The organism is Paenibacillus dendrobii, assembly GCF_009807035.1.
GTDB classification, from domain to species: domain Bacteria; phylum Bacillota; class Bacilli; order Paenibacillales; family Paenibacillaceae; genus Paenibacillus_AQ; species Paenibacillus_AQ dendrobii.
Map to the genome: position 1 here is coordinate 345,254 of NZ_WUBI01000003.1, position 20,891 is coordinate 366,144.

A 20,891-nucleotide genomic window follows, 5' to 3' on the forward strand; every position below is an offset into this window, starting at 1 on the left:
ATGCGCTGCCTGCGCTGATATTATTCAGACTTTTACAAAGTCCCTATTTCAAGCCTTTTTCATCTGCGTACGCGTTAACTTCCTTTTGCACATAAGCCAGCACATCATCCACGCCGGCCGCCTTCAGTTTATTGCGGTAATTTTCGATCGCCTTATCCACATCCGGTACAAGCCCCATCATCAGCGGCATGCCGAACTGTTGGTACACCTGGTTGACAGCTGCCAGTTGGGATTTAACAGGCTGGTAGTCCATCAGGATCGGGGAGAAAATTTCCGGCTTGCTCTCCGCCTTAAACTCAGCGATCAGTTGATCCTCGCCTGCCCAACGGGACGAAGACGGATGATCGTTTTTGGCGTATCTCCAGCCCCAGCTTGCGATGCTGTAGCCTTTTTTCGGATCTTTGCCTGCCGGTGGGGAAGTAATTTCTCCCTTGTCGTCCAGCGTGTAGTTTTCGCCTTCAATACCGTACGTCATCAAGTTGTAGTACTTCGGATCGTTACGCAGCTTCTCCAGCACCATCAGGGAGCGTTCCGGATTCTCCGAGTTTTTCGGAATAGCCATGCCGTTGTTGATGCCGAGGTTCGGCACCGCATAATTATGGAAACGGGTGAACGGGAAGTAGCCCATTTTCTTGATTTGCTTATAGTTCTTCTCGATATCCGAAATAAAGCCGGATGCGCCAGGAGCATTACGCCAGTAAACGGCGCCGGTTCCTGTTTTGATAAAGTCGCCCGACTCCTGCTGGATCGAAAGCGTGTTGGACGTCCAGAACCCTTTGTCCGCCCATGTCTTCATGCGCTTCGCCCACTCTTCGAACTCCGTCGTGAACGGATAGGCTACGACATCGCGAGGTGTGTCATAAGATTTGGCCACGATCACGCCGCTGTCGCCGCCGATATTTTTGAAGTCATAATAGCTGTGGAAGAGGGTGTTCACTTCGTTCCAAGCCTTACCTTTGATCGGCGTTACTTTCTTGACGGCCTTCACCGCTTCCAGGTATTTCTCGATCGAATCGAGATCGGTGATTTCAGGAACATTCAGTTCTTCTCTCCAGTCCTCACGGTACACCAGACCATCCGGGGTATATTCGGGATAGGTGCTCGGCACGGCGAAAATTTTGCCGCCTACCGTCACGTCCTTCCAATCCTGCTCCGGTACCTCTTTCCAGGTTTCCGGCGCATACTTAGGCAGCATATCCTTCAAATCCAGGAACGCTCCCTGCTTGGAGTATTTGAAAAAGTCGGCCCATGAGGAAGCAAACAGCATATCTACCTTCTCGCCCGATGCGAGCAGCAGGTTGTATTTGGTCTGCCAGTCGTTCCATGTCGTGAAGTTCAGTTTCACGGTCGTGTTGAGATCCTTCTCCAGCATTTTGTTCCACTCAGCCACGACCTTTGGCGTATCCGCATGGGCATCGCCCAGCAGGTACCAGTTCAGCACAACCTTTTTGGATGTGTCTGGCTTGCCGTCATCCGTTGTTGCGGTCGTTTCCTTCGAGGATGAATCCGTTCCCTTGCCTTCTTCCGAGCTTGCGCTTCCTCCACTGCCGCCGCAAGCAGACAGCATCGCGGTCAGCATGGCCACCGTCATGCAGATGGACAGCAGCTTGAATAACCTCTTTTTCATGAGATACTCCCCCTGATTTTGAATTTATGTGGATCATGGCATCTGGTTCGGACAGGCTTTTATACGACCTAGCCCTTCACAGCGCCAATGGTAAGACCCTTAACGAAATATCGCTGCACAAACGGATAGAGGAAAATAATCGGACCGGTAACGACGATCGCCACAGCCATTTTGAGCGTCTCGGCAGGTGCCTTGAAATCTGCGCCCAGATTGCCGGCAATATTGGTCTTGAGCACCGCCGCGCTGGCCAGGATTTTATACAGCAGGAACTGGAGCGGATACTTTGACTCGGTTGTAATGAAAATGTTGGCGGAAAACCAGTCATTCCAGTACGCCAGCCCAAGAAACAGGCCAATCGTGGCCAGCCCCGGTGTCGATAGAGGCAGAATCAAACGCAAGTAGATCGTGAACTCGCCTGCGCCGTCGATTTTGGCTGACTCCACAATGGAGTCTGGAATCGATTTCATGAAATTTTTCATCAAGATAATGTTCCATGCGCTCAGCAAGGACGGAACCAACAGTGCCAAATAGCTGTCTTTCCAGCTCAAATAGTTGACGATCATGATGTACCATGGAATCAGGCCACCGCTGAACAGGGTCGTGAAATAGATGAAGAACGCAAGTTTGTCGCGGTATTTAAAATCCTTGCGGGACAGGACATAGCCAGCCATCGATGTGAAAAACAATCCCAGTACCGTCCCCGTCAGAGTCAGTCCAATGGTCACCTCGTAGGCTTTGAAAATCTGCATTGGATTGCTGAATACCGCCTTATAGGCGTCGACGGAAAAATGGTCCGGCACCAGCTTGAAGCCATCCCTGATAATGTCGTCCTCCGCCGAGAGCGAGCCGGAAATGATCAGCCAGAACGGCAGCAGGCACAGCAGGGTCAGGACCGAAATGACGATGTAGCCCATCATGTTGAAAACGATGGTCGAGCGCTCAGCACGCATATATACGGCACCTCCATTCAAAAGTTAGGCCTGGCTTTAAAATAACGCATAATCCTTCTGCACCTTGCGGACGATCCAGTTGACGGTCACGACCAGAACGAAGCCGAAGAAGGATTGGAACAATCCCGCCGCTGTCCCCATGCCGATATCGAAATTGATGGCAAGTGAGCGGTACACATAGGTATCGATGATATCCGTCGCGTCATAGAGCATGCCGTTGTTGCCGACGATTTGCCAGAAGAGATCAAACTGCCCCTTCAAAATGCCTCCCAGGCTGAGCAGAATCAACAGAATGAATGTCGGTCTCAGCAGCGGTAGCGTAATGTAGCGGATGCGTTTGAAGATATTGGCTCCGTCGATTTTCGCCGCCTCGTGGTATTCGTCGCTGATGCCCATAATCGCTGCCAGGTAAATCACCGTGCCATAACCGAGACCTTTCCAGACGTTGAAGAAAACAATGATGTATTTCCAGGGGGCGGCATGCAGGTAGAAATCATACGGCTGAAGCCCCATCTCACGCAGCAGCGTGTTCACCGCGCCGGTATCGAAGTTGAAGAGGTTGTAGACGAACGCACCGACCAGAACGAAGGAAATAAAGAAAGGCAGGAACATGATCGACTGCGTCGTTTTCTTAAACCATTTGCCGGCCATTTCGCTCAGGAACACCGCGCAGACCAGCTGCAAAATGTTGCCGACGAATATAAAGGCCAGATTGTAGAGCACCGTATTTTTGGTGAGGTTGTACAGCGCGCCCGATTCGAACAGAAACTTGAAGTTCTGCAAACCGACAAACGGGCTTCCGAACAAGCCGCCATCAAAGCTGAAATTGGTAAACGCATAATAAACGCCCACCATCGGTATGTAGCTGAAAACAACGAAAAACACCAGCGCCGGCAGGATCATGAGGAATAACGTCCTGTTTTTAACCAGCTCTTTGAAAAACTCCCGCATCTAGCTTCACCTCGGTTCGCAAAATAAAGTCAGGATTTAAGAAATGGGATTCAGACATATCCGTAAATGTAATCGATTTCATTAAAATGCAAAAATGATGTAAATAACCACCCCTTTTAACGATTATCCAATATAACTCCCATAAAATGAAATCGTTTTCTTTTTAATCTAAAATAAAAGCCTCGTCTTTTGGTGGAAGATCAGGCTGGTTTAATGTTTGCAGCAGGTTAAAACTTAGCCCCTTAGCAGATATTGTAATCGATTTCATTTTGAATTATAATTACGCAAGAAACATTTGTCAAACATGGATTTTAATAAATCCAAAAAATAAATTAAAGTAGGTTGAATCTTATGGATGCAAAAATCGTGGACGTAGCCGCCAAGGCCGGAGTCTCCCCCGCTACCGTATCCCGCGTGCTGAATCAGGCCAGCGGCGTTACCTCCAAAACAAGGGATAAGGTCATGAAGGCTGTCGATGAGCTAAACTATCATCCGAATGCCGCAGCCAAAAATCTACGCCAGCAGAAGACCATGAACATCGGCGTCATCGCCCAGGATATCAATAACGCCTACTTCACCGAGATCATCAAAGGTATTGAAAATATGGCTTACGCCCAAAAGTACAGGGTGTTCATCTGCGATGCCGAGAATCAGTCTGAGAAGGAACGCGAATACCTTACCATGCTGATGGATCGTACCATGGACGGCGTGATCATGATTGCTCCGCAGCTCTCGGATGAGGAGATTTGCGAAATGGCGGACAAGGGCTACTATATTGCCGTGATCGGACGCAATATTGAACATCCGCGAATCCCTTGCGTTTACACGGATAACGTTAAATTCTCCCGCCAGGTTATGGAACATTTGCTGTCATGCGGGCACAGGGATATCGTGTTCCTGAACGGCTATCCGGAGGCTGTCGACAGCTACGAACGGCTTGAGGGATATTTGAAAGCACTCAAGGACAACCAGATCCCCTTCCATCCGGAACTCGTGGAGAATGGCGACTTCAATGAGACCGGCGGATATGAAGCGATGAAACGGCTCTTTGCCAAGAACCTCCATTTCACGGCCGTCTTTGCCGCCAATGATGAGATGGCGCTTGGCGTATACCAGGCGTGCGCTGAACGGGGCATCTCCATTCCAAGCCAGCTCGCTGTCGTCGGTGTCGACAACAACCGGATTAGCAAGTATGTCACCCCCTCCTTAAGCACAGTGAATCAGCCAAAATATACGATGGGTGCCATTATTGTGGAAAGGTTTATCGATCAGATGAATGAGAATCAGTTTGAGGATAAGCGGGTATTTGTCGTGGACTCCGAGCTGCTTATCCGGGAGTCGTCCAATTTTAATATGAAATGAAAACCTGCAACCATGAAAAGAGCGCCCTCGGTCCCGAAGACGCCCTTGCCATGGTTTACCCGTCATGTTGGGAATTCAAACCACTTTTCTGAAAATTCTACGCAATTCCTATACTTCTTTCATTTTGAAATAGACCCACCCAAAGATAAAGAAGACGACGAAGCTGCCCAGCACGGTAATCATCAGGCTTTCAAACGGAAGGTTCAGCGCGCCGAAGCCTCCACCATCCATCTGACTCCCCGGAATAGTAGCCAGGAGCGGTTGAGCCCACGGGTAAAAGGGACCGTACGTGCCCGAGTTCGCCACCAGAATATTCGGAATCGTAAACGTCACATTCAGCGCAAGCGGCGCGGCGAAGCTGCTCCACATCATGGATACAGCCAGCTGCAATGCCGCCAGCGGCAGACAGGCAATCCAGCCTCCCAGAAGACTCCGCAGCATGATATCCCATTCCACCGGAGCATGAATCCCCTTGATGAATCCCACCAAAAATACGGATCCCGCCAACAACAGCTGGGTGATCGCTAGCATAGCAATCACGACTGTATACTTGGCAAAATAGACTCCTGTACGCGTGACCGGCAGAACCAGCAGCTGCTTCCACCCTCCTCCACTATGCTCGTAACGGCAAATAAAGGCAGCAAAGATCCCCGACATGATCGGCATGAACAGCAAGGCATGCACCATGCTCATCACCATCAGCAGCGAGATCCAAGGCGTGGTTGACTTGTCGAGATCGAAGAGCAGCCCGGTCAATATCGCGATCAGCGGGCTCACCAGCACGAGAAGAACGATATAGGAACGCGACATTTTGAGCCGTTCTGAAGATAATATGTTGAAGTAGCCTCCCATTTAGTCCACATCCTTTCTGGCAAAATGGCCCGTCCCCAGCAGATATATGATGATGAACAGGACAATTCCGGACGCCACGGGCACAGCAGGCTTGGCATAGTAAGCGAGAAACGGCCACGCCAGCGGCAGGAAGTCCGGATAGTTCCCGGCGAAAATCGTCGCAATGGCAGCCGTGATACCGATCATAATCGGCAAGGCCTGATTCTTGAAGGTTAACGACAGATACAGCTGCAGCGCAAGCATCGGCAGAGCTCCCAGAAACGGGAAGAACGCCAGCTTCAGAATCTTCAGGTACGGAATATGCTCTGCGCCAAAACCAAAAGCCAGCCCGAGTCCGATCGTACCGGCAAACAGCAGCACGCACGCTACGGTCAACGCAATGACGCCTACCAAATATTTCGAAGTAAAGACTGCAGCTCTGGATATGGGCAGCGCCAGCAGCTGCTTCCAGGAATTGTTCAGATGCTCCACGTTCGCAATCTGGGAAGCGATGAGCGTTACTCCGAGAACCAGGGCGATGGGGACAAAGTCGACAATTTCACCAATTAGACCTCCCCACGCATCCTCCTTATACAAGTGTCTTACAAGATAGTCGTAACGGAGGCCGAAATTCAACGCCTGCAGCGCGACCAGTCCGAGCGAGCCCAGAAGGACCAGAAACCACACGCCTCTCCTGCGCAACTTGAGCAGATCTGCCGACAGCGCTCTAAGGACCATCACTGGAATCCCCCCTGCTCGATCACCTGCATGAAGATATCCTCCAATGTCCGGCGTTTTTCTTCCACCCGGTAAATCGCGTGGTTGTTATCCACCAGACGTTTCACGAGCAAGGCCACCTCGGGATCGCTGAGCTGATCCAGCTTCAGGCCGCCATTCTCGAGCTGCCCGGCATAACCTTGTCCACGCACGAGCTGCAGCGCTTCCTGCGGCTCGGAGACAACAAGGTGGAATCCGCTGGATGCCTGCTGCTGCAGGTTGCTGATCGTATCCTGAAAAACCATCTCACCTTCACGGATAATGCCGACGGTTCCCGCCATCTGCTCCACCTCGGAAAGGAGATGACTTGAGACAAGCACAGTGATGCCATGCTGCTTCGGCATGCTGCGGATCAGCTCGCGGATCTCGTGAATCCCTTCCGGATCAAGTCCATTCGTCGGTTCATCCAGAATCAGCAGCTCCGGATGGCCCAGAAGAGCGGTAGCGATGCCCAAACGCTGCTTCATGCCCAGCGAATAGCCCTTCACCGGACGCTTCGCTTCCTTGGTCAGGGAGACAATATCCAGCACTTCATCAATACGCGATTTGGGTACATCCAGAATCCGGCGAACTGCCTCCAGATTCTGAATCGCCGTCAAATGCCCGTAATTAGATGGGTACTCGACCAGCGAACCGATTTTGCGCAGAATATTCATCTTCTCCTTCTTCAAATCCTTACCGAAGATGTGGATCGATCCCATCGTTGGACGGATCAGGCCGAGGAGCATTCGAATTGTCGTTGTTTTACCTGCGCCGTTAGGGCCAAGAAATCCGTAAATTTCCCCTCTGGCAATCTCCAGGTTCAAATGGCGCACGGCATAACGGCCGGCGTATTTCTTATTTAAATCTCTCGTCTGAATTACGAGTTCATTCACAACTCATCACCTCGGAAACAATCTTAGCTCCCCAAGGTTAAAAGACAGGCAGCCCCAAGTTTAAATTTCGTTTAAACTTGGGGCTGCCCTACTGTTAAACTCTCTCTTTCAGCTTCAATCCGGGCTCACTTCCGGAGGCGGGATAGATGAGAACGCTAGTACCTCCGCCGGTACTGCTGATATCCATGGCAAGTCCCATTTCTCTTGTCAGAAAACCGACAATGGCAAGGCCGATTCCCGCTCCTTTATCACCGGAGGCGGATTGCATGCCCTTCCCTTTATCCGAGATCACAATAGCATACTTGCCTGCCGCATCTCTCTCCGCATGAATGCCAATGTAACGTCCACTGTGCGCATGTCTGACCACGTTTTGAAACAGATTATCCAGGATCCTGCGGAACCACTGCGCATCCAGCGTCCAGAATAGCGGATTCTCCGGCAATTCGATATCCGCCTCGAAACCTTCCTTTTCCCAGAGCGGATACCAAGCTGCCGCGCTTTCCCGAACAATCCGGAGAACATCCGTTGATTCGGGATGCAGCGTATATTTGCCGCTTGTCAGCAGATTGTAGGATAACAGATTATCGATCAGGCCGGATAAATCGCCAAGCTTCGTTTCCGTTAACTTCAGCAATTCCCTGCCTTTATCCGATAACTGTTCCTTTTGCAGCGAAAACACGTGACTGCGGACCACCGTCAGCGGTGTTCTTAAATCATGCGACAGATTGGCGATGAGCCGCTTGCGCAGCTCCTCCTCTTCGCGTTCACGCTTCAGGCTGCTGCCCAGTTGGTAGACCATGCCGTTGAAGGCATACTCCAGCTGACCGATTTCATCGGCCTTTTTAATGATGATCGGCTCCGGCAGTCCGCTGTCATGCTGCACCGTCATGGCGGATTGGAGGCGAAGCAGCCGTCTGCGCATATTCACGAAGAACATCCAGGACACCGCGATGAACAGCAGAAACATGAGCATAATAATGCCGAAGAAAATCATCGAGGTCTGTGCGGACATTTCATAGCCGCCTGTGTTCAGCTCCGATCTTGCCACCTGCATGACCATGAAGCCCTGGCTCAGCTTTTTATCGTCGCCGATAAACGCGATGACGGAAAACTGTTGCGACGTGTTTTCCTTGTATCGTTTCAAGTAGGCGACGGCATCCGCGGCTTCCCAGGTTGGAGGAAGGTCGAGCCTGCTCGTCCCGGGCTGCCTCACCCGCGACTTCGCATCGACCCAGAACATGTCGACTTTCGGATAGGCCGCGTGAAGTTCGTTCATTTTTGCATCAATCTGATCCGGTGTTTTCCCCTTCAGCTTTTGGGCTTCCCTATGCCACATCGATTCGAGGTTGTTTGTCCTGTATGGATCATTTCGCTCCTCCGGTTTTGGAACGAGATTGCCGAGCACTACGCCCTGGACCAGCTGATAGCCGATAAGCGAGACCGGGAACACGACCGGAATGAACAGCAGCGCAACCACGATAATCAGCAAATATCTGGAGAGCAGCGTGCCGCGAAAACGGGATTTGGGCCGCTTCCCTTCCCTCATGCCTTCACCCGGTAGCCGACACCGCGGATGGTCTCAATAATCTCCGGACTTGCCGGATCCCGCTCCAGCTTCTCTCTCAGATACCGGATATGAACCATCAGCGTTTTGTCCCCATCCAGATATGGATCACCCCATACACCTTCATAGATCTGTTCTTTGGTCAAAATCTGACCCAGATGTCGGACCAAATACGTAAAAATTTGAAACTGCTTGCCTGTGAGCAGAATTTCCTCGTCCGTTTCCTTGTTTACAATCCGGTTCTCCCGTTCATAGACGAGCAGATGCTTCAATACCAGCGGTTCGGAAGAAAAAGAGCCCGAACGACGCAATAGCACCTCAATCCGGGCGGCAAGCTCATCCGGATGGAACGGCTTCGTCAAATAATCATCCGCGAATTGCAGACCCTCAAGCTTGTCATCGATAGAGGTTCTGGCGGACAGCATGAGAATCGGCAAATCCGGATATGCTTTCTTAATACGCTGCCCTACCGTAAAACCATCGAGTCCAGGCAGCATCACATCCAGTATGACCAGGCGGCTGCCAGCCGCTTTTTCCAAAGCATGCTCACCGCTTTGCAGCCAAGTCACCTCGTATCCCCGTCCAATCAAATCTTCATGGACCCAATTGCCAATTTCGGCATCATCTTCGATATATAACAAATGAATTCCCACGGTCTCCCGTCCTTTCCAGCCAAGCCATGTCTAGACTTAGATCCGACAGCTTGCGAAGGTATCAATAATGATACAGTCTTGCCATTTTTCGGGTTGTGCGACAACCCTAATCATGATATATTTTATCTGTTAAGCAGCCCCGCGCAGCGGTGCATGCCGACACTACCAATTTAAAGGCTATGCTACCTTAAAATCAAGGTACAACCTCGAAGACTCCAACAGAGTCCCCAGGTTGTACCTTTTTTGCATCCCAGAAATCATCTATATATGAGGAGGAAAACAAATGCTGCTAGAAGCCGTGTATCACCGCCCCAAACTGAACTGGTGTTATGCTTATGACGGCCACACCATCCATCTTAGAATCCGTACGAAACGGGATGATGTAACCGCTGTATCCGCCATGGCGGGTGACAAATATATCTGGGATCAGTCCATGTCCTATGTGCCTATGCATAAGCTGGCTGCCGACGAGCTGTTTGATTACTGGGAATGCGAGATTGTTCCGGAATACCGACGGCTCAAGTATGGATTTCTGCTGGAGAACGGACCCGAAAAGTATTGGATGACGGAGTATGACTTCTTGAAGCAGCCTCCTGAAAATCCGGACCGTCTGTTCGAGTATCCGTTCATTAATCCGGCTGATGTGTTCAAGACCCCGGAATGGGTAAAGGATGCCGTGTTCTATCAGATCTTCCCTGAACGTTTCGCTAATGGCGATCCGTCCATTGATCCCACAGGCGCGCTGCCTTGGGGCGGCACTCCGGAGCGTGACAACTTCTTCGGAGGCGACCTGCAGGGGGTGATTGATCATGTGGATCATCTGTCGAAGCTTGGAGTCAACGCTATTTATTTCACTCCGCTCTTCACGGCCACGACCAATCATAAATATGATACCGAAGATTACATGCAGATCGATCCGCAATTCGGGAATATTGAAACGCTGAAAAAACTGGTGGGAATCTGTCACGAACGCGGGATCCGCGTCCTGCTGGACGCCGTCTTCAATCATTCGGGCAGAACGTTTGCACCGTTTGTAGATCTGCAAAAGAACGGGGAAAATTCCCGATACAAGGACTGGTTCTACATACGCGAATTTCCGATTGCGGTTCAAGACGGCATCCCCACCTACGACACTTTTGCCTTTGAACCGCTAATGCCGAAACTGAACACGGACAATGCGGAAGTGAAGGAATATCTGCTGAAGGCAGCGGCCTATTGGATCGAGGAAGCGGATATCGATGGCTGGCGCCTGGACGTCGCCAATGAGGTCGATCACGAATTCTGGCGCGAATTCCGCCGCGTGGTGAAAAAACTCAAACCGGATGCCTACATTCTCGGCGAAATTTGGCATGAGTCCTCCCCTTGGCTGATGGGCGACCAGTTTGATGCGGTAATGAATTATCCGTTCACCAATGCGGTGCTGGACTTTTTCGTGGATGGCATCGGTGATGCAAGAAACTTTGCCAATGCGATCGGCAAGCAGTTTTCCCGATATCCGCGTCAGGCGAATGAAGTCGCCTTTAACCTGCTCGATAGCCATGATACGGCCAGACTTCTGACCAAATGCGACGGTAACAAGGATAAAATGAAGCTCGCCGCCCAGTTCCAGTTCACCTACACGGGTGCCCCATGCATCTACTACGGAGACGAAATCGGGATGACAGGCGGTCATGATCCGGACTGCCGCAAATGTATGGAGTGGGACGAAGCGAAACAAGATCAGGAGCTGTTCTCCTTCTACCAGGAATTGATTCGTCTGCGTCTGAAATACAGTGCCCTGCGCACCGGCAATCTGACCTTCTTGTCAGCAGAGGAAGGCAGCGCGAACCTCGTTTATACGCGGGAGGACGCAAAAGATAAAATCGTGGTATTCATGAACAACGCCGCGAAACCACAGAATATCGAAGTCGCGGTGGAGGAAGACAGCTGGGAGGATATCCGCAGCGGCGAAGCGATATCTGCCCGTCTTGGAGCATTAAATATCAAATTGCCAGCTTACGGCTGCGTGATGCTAAGAGTCGTTTAGAGTGTCATAGCATTGCCGATCCTATAACTCACAAAAAAAGAGGCTGCCCGCAAGTATTCATACTTGAGGCAGCCTCTTCCTGTATTCGAATAATAAGATTTACACGAAATTCCTCGTGTCGTTATTCCGTCCGAACTTATAGGTCGCGATCAAAAAGAAGACAACCGCGAAGGCAAACAAAATCGACAGATTAAACCATATGCTACCCAAGCTTTCTCCTGACTGGAGTTTCTCGATGGACTGCAGCACCCAGCTCTGCGGCAAAAAGTCCGCAATCCGGCGGAGCACCGCAGGCATAATGCTGATCGGAAAGAAACATCCGGAGAGTAGGCAGGTCGGTGTAACGATTAAATTTTGGAGCGCTCCAGCCATCCCTGAGCTTTTGGAGAATGCCACAATGACCAATGATATGCTGACCGATACTAGAGCAAAGAGCGCCAGGAGTATCAGCATCTCTCCCATTGGAATGCCCGGATCCAGATTGAACACGACCCGCATGAAGAATAGTGCGACTACGATTTGGGCCACCATGACAATCAAGTTCATGATAATATTCGCAGTAACATATGTCCTCGCATTAATCGGAGAAGACAGTACCCGGAAATAAGTGCGGTTCTCCCGGTTTTTCAGAATAAGCTCCGATAGCCCTACAGCGGAGGTCATCATGAACAGCAACAGAAAGCCGATCGATTGGTATGACATATCCTTGGTGGTAGCCGTATCGTTTACCGACTCGGATGTCAGTTTTAAGTCGGCTGAGCGGTACTGATCATACAGCGCTTGGAACTTTGCCGAATCGCCTCCGGCGATCTTGCCCATTGCCGATACATTATCGATATATCCGTACAGCATCGATTTCATATAAGCAGTGACCTGCGCACCCTTCACCGATTCAATGGCAATGTGGCCCGGACTGCCGCTGAGCACACTCTCCGAGTAGCCGGAATGAATGATCAGGCCGCTGTCCAGCTTGCTGGCAGCAAGCTGATCCTTAAGGTCGCTTAGCGTTACGTTTACCATTTTCACATGATCCAGACTCTGCACGAAACCGATGGTATCGGCCGCGATTTGCTGGCCTGCGTCCTCGTTAACGATGCCGACCCGAAGCTCTGTCGTTCCCTGCGAACCATAGAGAAGAACGGAAGCCAGGATACCGACAATCGGCAGACCGAAATATAGAATCAGCGTGCTGCGTTTGCAGAACGTCTTCTTCAGCGTTCGGGTAACCAGAAACCATATATCTCTCCACATGTTACAGTCCCTCCCTGCGTCTCATCATGATCATTGAAGCTCCCAGGAACAATGCGGCGAAGCCGATATTTATGCCAACGACCGGCCACGCTGCCGACACGTCATTCCCGTATATGACTTGCGTTAAACCACGGTTCGCCCATCTGATCGGTGACAGGTTAACAAGGAAACCCATAAACCCCCCGCCGGAATCATTGCCGATTGGGAAGTACGCTCCCCCGAAAAAAGACATCAACTGTACGACCAGGCTAATGATGCCACGGGATGCTGCTCCTTTCAGCAAATAACCTCCGGCAAGTCCCAAGCTCATCGCCATGACGACTTCCGACACCAGAACAACGAGGACGATTCCCATGTGGCTTCCCCAATACGCCTTAAACACATATTTACTGAACAAAATAATCACGATAACGCATAATAGATTCGTCACGATGCCGCCTAAAATTTTACCGATGAAAATCTCGCTCTTGCGGACAGGAGCCGTGACGAGCCTCACAGCCGTCCCACGTCCAATCTCTCTTTGAATCAGCCCGCCTGCCGGCATGGCCGCCCACATCGCGACCATTACGGTCATGGCAAGCGCATAATAATCGATGGAGCCCGGCGTCCGGTCCGGATCTACAGACAGTTCCTTAATATAATCTTGCTTACCGCCCGCGAATACCATTTCCGTCTTGGCCGGTTCGATCCGGGCCACCGCCGCCGCCGCGTTATATTTATCCGTGAAGGAGGCCAGCATGCCCTGTACGATATTGCTTCCGATCGGGTCGCGGCTGCTGCCGTATACAGAGATTCCCTGGTTGGTCAGCTCGACATAGTCCGTATACCGGTTATTTTCTACTTCTTCCCGTCCATTTTCTCCAGGTTGAAGCGATTCAAAGACTACTCCCGTCTTGCCCACTTCCTTCGTGAAGGTTGTAAAAGCTTGAGATAATTCACCGCCGCCGGTAGCGTCTTTAACCACGACCTTCAGATCTCCGATACTGACATCGGAGCTGAACGCATTCGTCAAAGCCAGACCGAGGATCAGCATAAGTACAATCGGAAATACCAGCAAGAACAGCAGCGTGCGCCGATCGCGGAAATCCTGCTTAATCTCTTTAAGTGCAATCGATAAAATATTCACCGTGTTAACCTCCTTTTCCGCGTGATATTTAATCCCGTAAATTACGTCCGGTTAGCGTCAGGAATACCGTTTCGAGATTGGGCTCCTGCTCTTCGACCGACCGGATCTCCTTATCGTCTTCCATCAGCTGCTTCAAAATCCGGTTCAGATTATCGACCGCCGCATCACTGTGAACATGAATGATATTCTCCTCCTGATGAACGGTACGAACGCCCGGAATCGATTTCAGCTTCTCCCCTTCAGCACCTATCGCGGACTTCAATTCAATCCGGATATTTTTCACATCGGTGATCGTTGATTTCAACTGCTCTTTCGTTCCCTCGGCGATGATTTTGCCATGATCCACAATCGCGATGCGCGAGCAGATTTCCTCGACTTCCTCCATATAATGGCTCGTGTAAATGATCGTGCAGCCGGATTCATTCAGCTTGCGCACCGAGGTCAGAATATAGTTCCGCGACTGGGGATCAATCCCGACCGTCGGCTCATCCATAATGATCAGCTTGGGCTTATGCGCTATGGCACAAGCGATGTTGAGACGGCGTTTCATGCCGCCCGAGAAATTTTTCGGAAAGCTTTTCGCCTTGTCACTGAGCCCGACAAATTCAAGCGCCTCAAGGGTCCGTTCCTTCAACTGGGAACCCCGCAGTCCATAGAGTCCCGCAAAAAAACTTACATTCTCATATGCGGTCATATCCTCGTAGATGGCCAGATCCTGCGGAACGATGCCCAAGTTGAGTTTGGCAAAACGACTCTGCTTCATAATGTCCTTATCCAGAATCCGGATTTCACCGCTGGTTGGGCGCAGCAGCGATGAGACCATGTTGATCGTCGTACTTTTACCGGCACCGTTAGCTCCGAGAAAGCCGAAGATCTCACCCTCCCGAATCGTTAGCGATATATTATCAACAGCAACAAAATCATCAAATTTTTTCGTAAGACCGCGGATATCCAATACGTTCATCATTCATTCACTCCGTTTCACTGTTCTCTTTGATGATCTTATTGTAAGAAAAAAGGATGCCCTTATGACAGTGCATAAGTTCATCCTTTGTACATGAGAAATTTCATATATTGTTGAGAGCATGAATGCTTTGGGCAGATGAGAAATCTCATTCATTCCCATACGGAATCAGAGTCGTGACGCTGAAACCGTTGGTTCCATCTGCAATGACGGTGCCGTTCACGGCCGCGGTCCGCTCCTCCATCCCGATCAGGCCCAGTCCCTTGACGATCTTCATGGAGCCTTTTCCGTTATCGGATACGACCACCTTAATCAGTCTGTTCAAGACCCTAAGCTCCACGTGAACGGTCGATGCACCGGAATATTTGGCGCTATTGGTCAGTGCTTCGGTGACATTTTCATAAATGATTTTCCATTGAAGCGGAGTGATAATCTCCATGTTTCCTTCATGGACGACCGAAGTCATCAGGCCGGTTTTGCCTCCAAATGCTTCTACGGCCGTTTTAAGCCGGCTGAGCCCCAGTTGTTCCACCGGAGGCTTATTGCTTTTGAGCGTAATCCGGATTTCCTCGATGGCTTCCTTCGATATACCGATGGCATTTTGCAGCAGCGTCTCCGCGGTCGGGGGATCGCTGTTCAGCAAACGCTTGGCTGCCTCCATCTGAATCAAGGCGCCGGTCATGGCATGTCCGATACCATCATGGATTTCCTGGGTGAGGCGGTTCCTCTCCTCCAGCTTGACCATATAGGCGGATGCCCTGGCAAAATCCTGGTTATCATTCAAACTTTTGGCCAGCTTCTGCATGTCCTTGCGCATCTGCTCGATCTCGTCTTCTTGTTTGTTCACCCTGCCCATGTAATGTCGGATCATCACATAGTTAAAAAAACTCAGCACTGCAATAAAGACATACAAAATCATCATGGTGTCGCGGAGAAACAGCACAGGAAGCAGCACGATAGCCAGCAGAAGACCTTTCTTGCGGGTATAAAATGAAGCCAGTTCATAACAGCTAGACGGCAGCAGCAGCGTGAAGTAGGGATGATAAATCGCGCATCCGATCAGGTAAAGGATAATCGCCAGGATGATGGCCTTTTTGGCGGTGTTTTTCGTGACAATATGCAGAACCAGATTCAGCGCCAGATACATCAGAAAAAAGAGGACCAGCCACGGGTCAGCCGTGACCGCCGTAAAATATGAAGCAATCACGACGAAAAGAAGCAGGATCGTCTTATTGCCGACAGTCCACAATTCCATGAGCAGTCACGTCCCTCCCATTCTAGCGGGTTTTGCCCGTCAGATAATAGATCGCGATCTGCGTCCGGTGCGAAAGCGCCGTTTTATTCAAAATGGACGTGATGTAGTTGGCAGTGGTTCCTTCGGAAATAAACAATTCCTTGGATATCTCCTTGTTGGACAGCCCCTGCGCGATCAACGCCATGACACCCAGCTCCCGTTCCGTAAATTGGGTGCGGTCGAAAGGACTCGCGCCCTCGGATACGCCTCCCTGTTCGGAAGTGACCGTGGAAGCTTCTTGTTTGCTCGCTGCAGACGGGATGGAAGGCTTCGAATCTGCGTTAAGCTGCTGGCCGCCAACCATTTGCGACTTCAGCTTATCCAGCACAATATCCTGCAGGACGCTGTGTCCGTTATGTACGCTCTTAATCGCATCGCGGATGCGTTCCGGGTCATTGTTCTTAAGCAGGTACCCCTTCGCTCCGAACCGGATCGCGTCCAAAATATATTCATCATCATCAAAGGTCGTTAGAATGAGCGGCTTGGTTGCCGTTTGCCCGCTAATCAGCCTCGTAGCCTCCACGCCGTTCATATTCGGCATCCGCACATCAAGCAGGGCTACATCCACCTCATGCGTTAGGCAATAGTCCACAGCCTCTTGGCCGTCACCAACGGTAGCAAGCACGTCAAATTCCCCGAATGTATTTAAAATAATCTTCATCCCTTCCCGGATGAATGAATTGTCATCGGCTATCAGCACACGAATCTTCATCATACGCCCCCTTGTGGTCCCTATTGTACCCGAATGTTGTATTTTATTGGAAGAATAATTTCCTGTCATCTTATCGTTCCACTAAAAAAGAGCAGCAGCATCCCTTCATGATCTGCTCTTTTCCCTGGTATATTCAGCCGGGAGATATCCTCCAGCTCGGCTAAGTGGGGCCCCCGTTTCTGATTTCAGACAAAAAAAGATACAGCGTGCATTGAAAATGCGACAGCCGTACCTTGTTGTCATCTATGCGGTTTAACCTTTGCTGGCACCCGATGTCAGTCCGTCCACAAGCAATCGCTGCAGGAACATGAACAGAATGGTAATTGGAACGGCAATCAGAATGGAACCTGCCGCAAAGGCCGGAAAGTTGCTGTTCTGGTTGGTGCTGACCATATCGTAGAGACCGACGGCCAGCGTCCAGTTTTCCTTGGTCCGCAGTACCAGTCGCGCAAAAATATAATCGACCCATGGGCCCACAAACTGCGTCAGAGCAACATACGTGATCAGAGGACGCGACAGCGGCAGGATAATCCGCGTAAAGATGGTCCAGTTGCTTGCCCCATCGATTTTGGCCGCCTCATCCAGCGACCTTGGGATCGTATCCAGGAATCCCTTCGCGATGAATGTACCCGTCAGGGGCGCACCCGCCGCATACACGATGATCAGGGCCAAATGCGTATCCATGAGATGCATTTCCTTGAGCAGCAAGTAAATCGCGATCATGCTCATGAAGCCCGGGAACATGCCCAGAATAAGCAGGATGGACATTGCGTTCTTTCTGCCCTTGAATCTGAAGCGCGATAGCGCATAACTCGTCAGAAGAATCAGCAGCACGCCGATAATCATGGAAAAGGTAGCAATCTTCAGCGTATTGAGATACCACTGTCCGAACAGGATGCTTTTGCTGTTAAACAGCTCACGGTAATGCTCCAGTGTAAAATGCTCCGGCAGCAGCGTCTTGCTGTACAGCGATTTCCCTGGACGGAAGGAGCCCATCAGAATCCACAGCGCAGGATAAACCGCACAGACACACAAGAGGATGATCAGGACATAACTCAGCGACAAGCGAATCCTTCTTTTCGTCTTCAGGCTGTTCATTGGATCATATCCTCCTCTTTAAACGACTTGGTACGGCGATAATTGTAAATGGAGAATGACGCAATAATGACGAAAATGATAATGCCGACCGCAGCCGCCATATTGTACTTATTTTGATTCAGCGTGAGCTTGTAGAGCCAGGTGACGAGCAAATCCGTCGCTCCCGCGTATTGATAATCCCCCTTGACCGGGTTGCCGCTTGTAAGAAGATAGATCGCGTTAAAGTTGTTGATATTGCCGGCAAACTGCATAATCAATGTCGGCGCCGTCGTGAATAGAATCATCGGCAGCGTAACGATACGGAACTTTTGAAAACCGCTTGCCCCATCCACTTCGGCAGCTTCGTACATATCACGGGGTATGGTGGTCAGTACGCCCATGATCAAAATCATGGATACCGGGATACCAACCCACATATTCACGAGAATAACCGTGGCCTTGGCCCAGAATGGATCTGTCAGCCACGGCAGGCCGCCAAGCCCGAAATACTGCAAGTATTGGTTGATCGGCCCGAACTCGCCGTTAAACATATTTCTCATGACAAGCAGCGATACCAGCTGCGGAATGGCATAAGGTAGAATCAGGATGGTCCGCCACAGTCCCTTAAACTTGATTCCCTGCTGATTGATCAGCAGCGCCACAAGAAGGCCTCCGAAATAGGTGGTTACTGTAGACAGGATCGCCCAGATAATTGTCCAGGTTAATACGCCAAAGAGGGTATGGCTCCACGTTTTGAGCAGGAGCAAATCCCTGAAGGTTTGAAAGCCGACCCAGTTCACCAGTTTCGCTGGCGGAATATGGTTCGGGGAGGCGTAGTTGGTGAATGCAATCATGACCATAAAAATGATCGGCATAATCGTAAAAAACAAAATACCGATGCCCGGAATGATCAAAAAGGTCTGCGCAAATTTGTAATCCAGAATATAACGCACGGTTTGTTCGAAATTGTTGGGCTCGGTGCCCTCTTCTCTTCCAGCCGCGATCCGGCGTGCATCCCTAATGTTCATCACATAGAAGTACGCGAAGATCAAGAAAAACATCAGCGTGATCAAGCTTTGAACCAAAATAAAAATGGAATGGTCTCCATCGACGAATTTTCCATTGACGCGATGACGGGTTACCTCGCCAAGAGTGCTGATCCCCCACAGAGCCGTTCCGAGATTGTTAATCAGGTAATACAAACCGGCTGCCCATGCCAGCAGCATCAGCAAGCCTTTGACGAACTGTCGGTTATACATCTGCCCTAGACCCATGCTCAAAACCGATAGCGCGGTAGCGCGATTGCGGAGTCTGTCCATAGCCGTCTGTCTCCTCTCCCCGGTGCAAATGGCCCGCCGCAGTATGCGAGCGGGCACATCCCTAGGGTTTTTCTTAGACCATCAGCCGTTCATGCGGCTCTTTATTTGCCAGCGCCGTTGTTGAGGTCCTGTATTTGCTTGGCTGCATTGTCTAGCGTGGCTTTCGGATCTTTGTTGTTATCCCAGATTTCGGCAAGAGCTGCGCCCATCGGATCCCACATATTGCCGATCTGAGGAATCGTAGGCATTGGCTGGGAGTTCTTGGTTTGCTCCGCAAAAGCAGAGAGGTATGGATCGTTCTTGATTTGATCGGTTTGCAGAGCTTCCAGATTCGTAGGAATCGAACCGACTTTCGTGTTCAGAAGAAGCTGCGCGTCTTTGCTGGATGCGAAGTTGGCGTACAACTGGGCAGCATCCGGATATTTCGTAAAGGAATTGACATAGAAAGCCTTGATGCCGGAGAAGGAAATCGCCGGTTTGCCGTCCATGGATGGAATTGGAGCCAGACCGAGCTTATCGCCAAGGGCGGTTTTGTAATTCGCCAGCTCCCAAGGACCCGTGATATCCATAGCTACGTCACCTGTCGTGAACAGGCCGCGTTTGATGTCCGGATTAATGTCGCCGCTCTTTACAGGCAGAACGTCTTTCAGTTTCACGTACGTTTTGAAGCCGGTAAGAGCTCCTTCGTTGTTGACACCGATGTCGTCTTTGTTCGTGCCGTTATCGCCGAAGATGTAGCCGCCTCCCGTAGCGACGAACGGATAGTTAAAGTACATGTTGCCGACTTCCCACATGATGCCGTACTTCTTCTTGGATTTATCGACCAGCTTTTTGCTGATATCATACACTTCATCAAATGTTTTTGGCGCATCAGGAACGAGTGATTTATTATAGAATAACGCATAGGTTTCAGCTGCTCTTGGATAGCCGTAGAGCGTACCGTCAATCGTTACGCCTTGTACGGAAGCCTCCGTATTATTTTTCTTCGTTTCTTCCCCGAATACATCGTTGGGAAGAAGCAGACCTGCTTCAACCGCTTTACCCAAGTTGTCATGCGGGAACATCACAACGTCTGCTGCCAGACCTGAAGGGCCGTCTTGAGTCAATTTCGTAACCTGATCAGGGGCTGCAACTTCTTCAACTTTAACCGGCACATTATATTTCTCAGTGAATTGCTTAGCAATTTCATCCGTGAAAGCTCTCTCTTCTTTACTTTCCCAGACAACCAAACTAGCACCATCTTCGGGCTTCAGTTCATCCGTAGATGTAGTTTGATCTTTGTTATCCGCAGCTGGAGCAGTAGTCTCCGTATTGGTGTTGCTTGATGTAGGCTCCTCAGCATTTTTGCTTGAGCTGCCGCATGCCGTAATGGAGAATGCCATGGTCAGCGTCGCAGCCAGTGCCATAACCTGTTTCATTTTCATTTCGAAATACCCCTCTCCCAGATATAAACTTGTTCGTTCCTGATCTAGCGCAAACGATTTCACAAAAAGAATGACCGACCCATTTCGTATGTATTTGGATCATATATC

At 50.4% G+C, this 20,891-nt stretch carries 18 protein-coding genes; 2 read left to right on the top strand and 16 right to left on the bottom strand.

What is annotated here, in order from left to right; translation table 11 throughout:
- Nucleotides 1-43: 43 nt before the first annotated feature.
- From GRF59_RS19775 to GRF59_RS19785, 3 genes are all read right to left on the bottom strand, one after another.
- Nucleotides 44-1,627: an extracellular solute-binding protein gene (locus GRF59_RS19775; RefSeq protein WP_160499438.1), complete on the bottom strand. Its 1,584-nt coding sequence runs from the start codon at nt 1,625-1,627 to the stop codon at nt 44-46.
- Nucleotides 1,628-1,695: 68 nt separating this feature from the next.
- Nucleotides 1,696-2,577: a carbohydrate ABC transporter permease gene (locus GRF59_RS19780; RefSeq protein ID WP_160499439.1), complete on the bottom strand. Its 882-nt coding sequence runs from the start codon at nt 2,575-2,577 to the stop codon at nt 1,696-1,698.
- A 36-nt stretch (nt 2,578-2,613) separates the two neighbouring features.
- Entirely contained in the window at nt 2,614-3,528 is a 915-nt protein-coding gene (locus GRF59_RS19785) for an ABC transporter permease (protein WP_160499440.1), read from the bottom strand.
- Nucleotides 3,529-3,879: 351 nt separating this feature from the next.
- Here GRF59_RS19785 and GRF59_RS19790 point away from each other — a divergent pair, with 351 nt between their 5' ends.
- A complete protein-coding gene (locus GRF59_RS19790) occupies nt 3,880-4,890 on the top strand; it encodes a LacI family DNA-binding transcriptional regulator (RefSeq protein WP_160499441.1) in 1,011 nt (336 codons plus the stop codon).
- Nucleotides 4,891-4,998: 108 nt separating this feature from the next.
- On the opposite strand, the gene GRF59_RS19795 is transcribed toward GRF59_RS19790, so the two are convergent.
- The 5 genes from GRF59_RS19795 to GRF59_RS19815 form a co-directional block, all read right to left on the bottom strand.
- Nucleotides 4,999-5,742 (bottom strand): ABC transporter permease, encoded by a 744-nt coding sequence (locus GRF59_RS19795; protein WP_160499442.1) that lies wholly within the window; start codon nt 5,740-5,742, stop codon nt 4,999-5,001.
- On the bottom strand, nt 5,743-6,459 hold the full coding sequence (locus GRF59_RS19800) for an ABC transporter permease (RefSeq protein WP_160499732.1): 717 nt from the start codon (nt 6,457-6,459) through the stop codon (nt 5,743-5,745).
- Complete coding sequence (locus tag GRF59_RS19805) at nt 6,459-7,373, bottom strand: ATP-binding cassette domain-containing protein (RefSeq protein ID WP_160499443.1); 915 nt, start codon at nt 7,371-7,373, stop codon at nt 6,459-6,461. The genes GRF59_RS19800 and GRF59_RS19805 overlap by 1 nt, the downstream gene beginning before the upstream one ends.
- Before the next feature lie 94 nt (nt 7,374-7,467).
- Entirely contained in the window at nt 7,468-8,919 is a 1,452-nt protein-coding gene (locus GRF59_RS19810; RefSeq protein WP_160499444.1) for a sensor histidine kinase, read from the bottom strand.
- Nucleotides 8,916-9,590 (bottom strand): winged helix-turn-helix domain-containing protein, encoded by a 675-nt coding sequence (locus tag GRF59_RS19815; RefSeq protein ID WP_160499445.1) that lies wholly within the window; start codon nt 9,588-9,590, stop codon nt 8,916-8,918. Before GRF59_RS19815 ends, GRF59_RS19810 begins: the two co-directional genes overlap by 4 nt.
- A 283-nt stretch (nt 9,591-9,873) precedes the next feature.
- Between GRF59_RS19815 and GRF59_RS19820 the strand changes: the two genes are divergently transcribed.
- Nucleotides 9,874-11,616, top strand: a complete 1,743-nt coding sequence (locus tag GRF59_RS19820) for an alpha-glycosidase (protein WP_160499446.1) — start codon at nt 9,874-9,876, stop codon at nt 11,614-11,616.
- Nucleotides 11,617-11,715: 99 nt separating this feature from the next.
- Here the strand turns inward: GRF59_RS19820 and GRF59_RS19825 are convergent, their stop codons facing one another.
- The 8 genes from GRF59_RS19825 to GRF59_RS19860 all read right to left on the bottom strand — a co-directional run bounded on the left by GRF59_RS19825 (nt 11,716) and on the right by GRF59_RS19860 (nt 20,783).
- Nucleotides 11,716-12,867 carry an ABC transporter permease gene (locus GRF59_RS19825; RefSeq protein WP_160499447.1) on the bottom strand — a complete coding sequence of 384 codons (1,152 nt, stop codon included), beginning with the start codon at nt 12,865-12,867 and terminating at the stop codon, nt 11,716-11,718.
- A gap of 1 nt (nt 12,868) precedes the next feature.
- Nucleotides 12,869-13,993: an ABC transporter permease gene (locus tag GRF59_RS19830; protein WP_160499448.1), complete on the bottom strand. Its 1,125-nt coding sequence runs from the start codon at nt 13,991-13,993 to the stop codon at nt 12,869-12,871.
- A 28-nt stretch (nt 13,994-14,021) separates the two neighbouring features.
- Nucleotides 14,022-14,957 (bottom strand): ABC transporter ATP-binding protein, encoded by a 936-nt coding sequence (locus GRF59_RS19835; protein ID WP_237391955.1) that lies wholly within the window; start codon nt 14,955-14,957, stop codon nt 14,022-14,024.
- Nucleotides 14,958-15,105: 148 nt separating this feature from the next.
- Nucleotides 15,106-16,212 carry a sensor histidine kinase gene (locus GRF59_RS19840; RefSeq protein WP_160499450.1) on the bottom strand — a complete coding sequence of 369 codons (1,107 nt, stop codon included), beginning with the start codon at nt 16,210-16,212 and terminating at the stop codon, nt 15,106-15,108.
- A gap of 22 nt (nt 16,213-16,234) precedes the next feature.
- Nucleotides 16,235-16,963 (bottom strand): response regulator transcription factor, encoded by a 729-nt coding sequence (locus tag GRF59_RS19845; RefSeq protein WP_160499451.1) that lies wholly within the window; start codon nt 16,961-16,963, stop codon nt 16,235-16,237.
- Between the two features lie 252 nt (nt 16,964-17,215).
- Nucleotides 17,216-18,061 (bottom strand): sugar ABC transporter permease, encoded by an 846-nt coding sequence (locus GRF59_RS19850; protein WP_160499452.1) that lies wholly within the window; start codon nt 18,059-18,061, stop codon nt 17,216-17,218.
- Nucleotides 18,058-19,359, bottom strand: a complete 1,302-nt coding sequence (locus GRF59_RS19855; RefSeq protein WP_160499453.1) for a carbohydrate ABC transporter permease — start codon at nt 19,357-19,359, stop codon at nt 18,058-18,060. Before GRF59_RS19855 ends, GRF59_RS19850 begins: the two co-directional genes overlap by 4 nt.
- Nucleotides 19,360-19,460: 101 nt before the next feature.
- On the bottom strand, nt 19,461-20,783 hold the full coding sequence (locus tag GRF59_RS19860) for a sugar ABC transporter substrate-binding protein (RefSeq protein ID WP_160499454.1): 1,323 nt from the start codon (nt 20,781-20,783) through the stop codon (nt 19,461-19,463).
- Nucleotides 20,784-20,891: the final 108 nt, after the last annotated feature.

Coding starts and splice junctions, on each gene's coding strand:
- GRF59_RS19860 (WP_160499454.1), bottom strand. CDS start 20,783: ATGAAAATGAAACAGGTTATGGCACTGGCTGCGACGCTGACCATGGCA.
- GRF59_RS19835 (WP_237391955.1), bottom strand. CDS start 14,957: ATGAACGTATTGGATATCCGCGGTCTTACGAAAAAATTTGATGATTTT.
- GRF59_RS19845 (WP_160499451.1), bottom strand. CDS start 16,963: ATGAAGATTCGTGTGCTGATAGCCGATGACAATTCATTCATCCGGGAA.
- GRF59_RS19825 (WP_160499447.1), bottom strand. CDS start 12,867: ATGTGGAGAGATATATGGTTTCTGGTTACCCGAACGCTGAAGAAGACG.
- GRF59_RS19800 (WP_160499732.1), bottom strand. CDS start 6,459: ATGGTCCTTAGAGCGCTGTCGGCAGATCTGCTCAAGTTGCGCAGGAGA.
- GRF59_RS19820 (WP_160499446.1), top strand. CDS start 9,874: ATGCTGCTAGAAGCCGTGTATCACCGCCCCAAACTGAACTGGTGTTAT.
- GRF59_RS19855 (WP_160499453.1), bottom strand. CDS start 19,359: ATGGACAGACTCCGCAATCGCGCTACCGCGCTATCGGTTTTGAGCATG.
- GRF59_RS19850 (WP_160499452.1), bottom strand. CDS start 18,061: ATGAACAGCCTGAAGACGAAAAGAAGGATTCGCTTGTCGCTGAGTTAT.
- GRF59_RS19795 (WP_160499442.1), bottom strand. CDS start 5,742: ATGGGAGGCTACTTCAACATATTATCTTCAGAACGGCTCAAAATGTCG.
- GRF59_RS19790 (WP_160499441.1), top strand. CDS start 3,880: ATGGATGCAAAAATCGTGGACGTAGCCGCCAAGGCCGGAGTCTCCCCC.
- GRF59_RS19775 (WP_160499438.1), bottom strand. CDS start 1,627: ATGAAAAAGAGGTTATTCAAGCTGCTGTCCATCTGCATGACGGTGGCC.
- GRF59_RS19840 (WP_160499450.1), bottom strand. CDS start 16,212: ATGGAATTGTGGACTGTCGGCAATAAGACGATCCTGCTTCTTTTCGTC.
- GRF59_RS19810 (WP_160499444.1), bottom strand. CDS start 8,919: ATGAGGGAAGGGAAGCGGCCCAAATCCCGTTTTCGCGGCACGCTGCTC.
- GRF59_RS19785 (WP_160499440.1), bottom strand. CDS start 3,528: ATGCGGGAGTTTTTCAAAGAGCTGGTTAAAAACAGGACGTTATTCCTC.
- GRF59_RS19780 (WP_160499439.1), bottom strand. CDS start 2,577: ATGCGTGCTGAGCGCTCGACCATCGTTTTCAACATGATGGGCTACATC.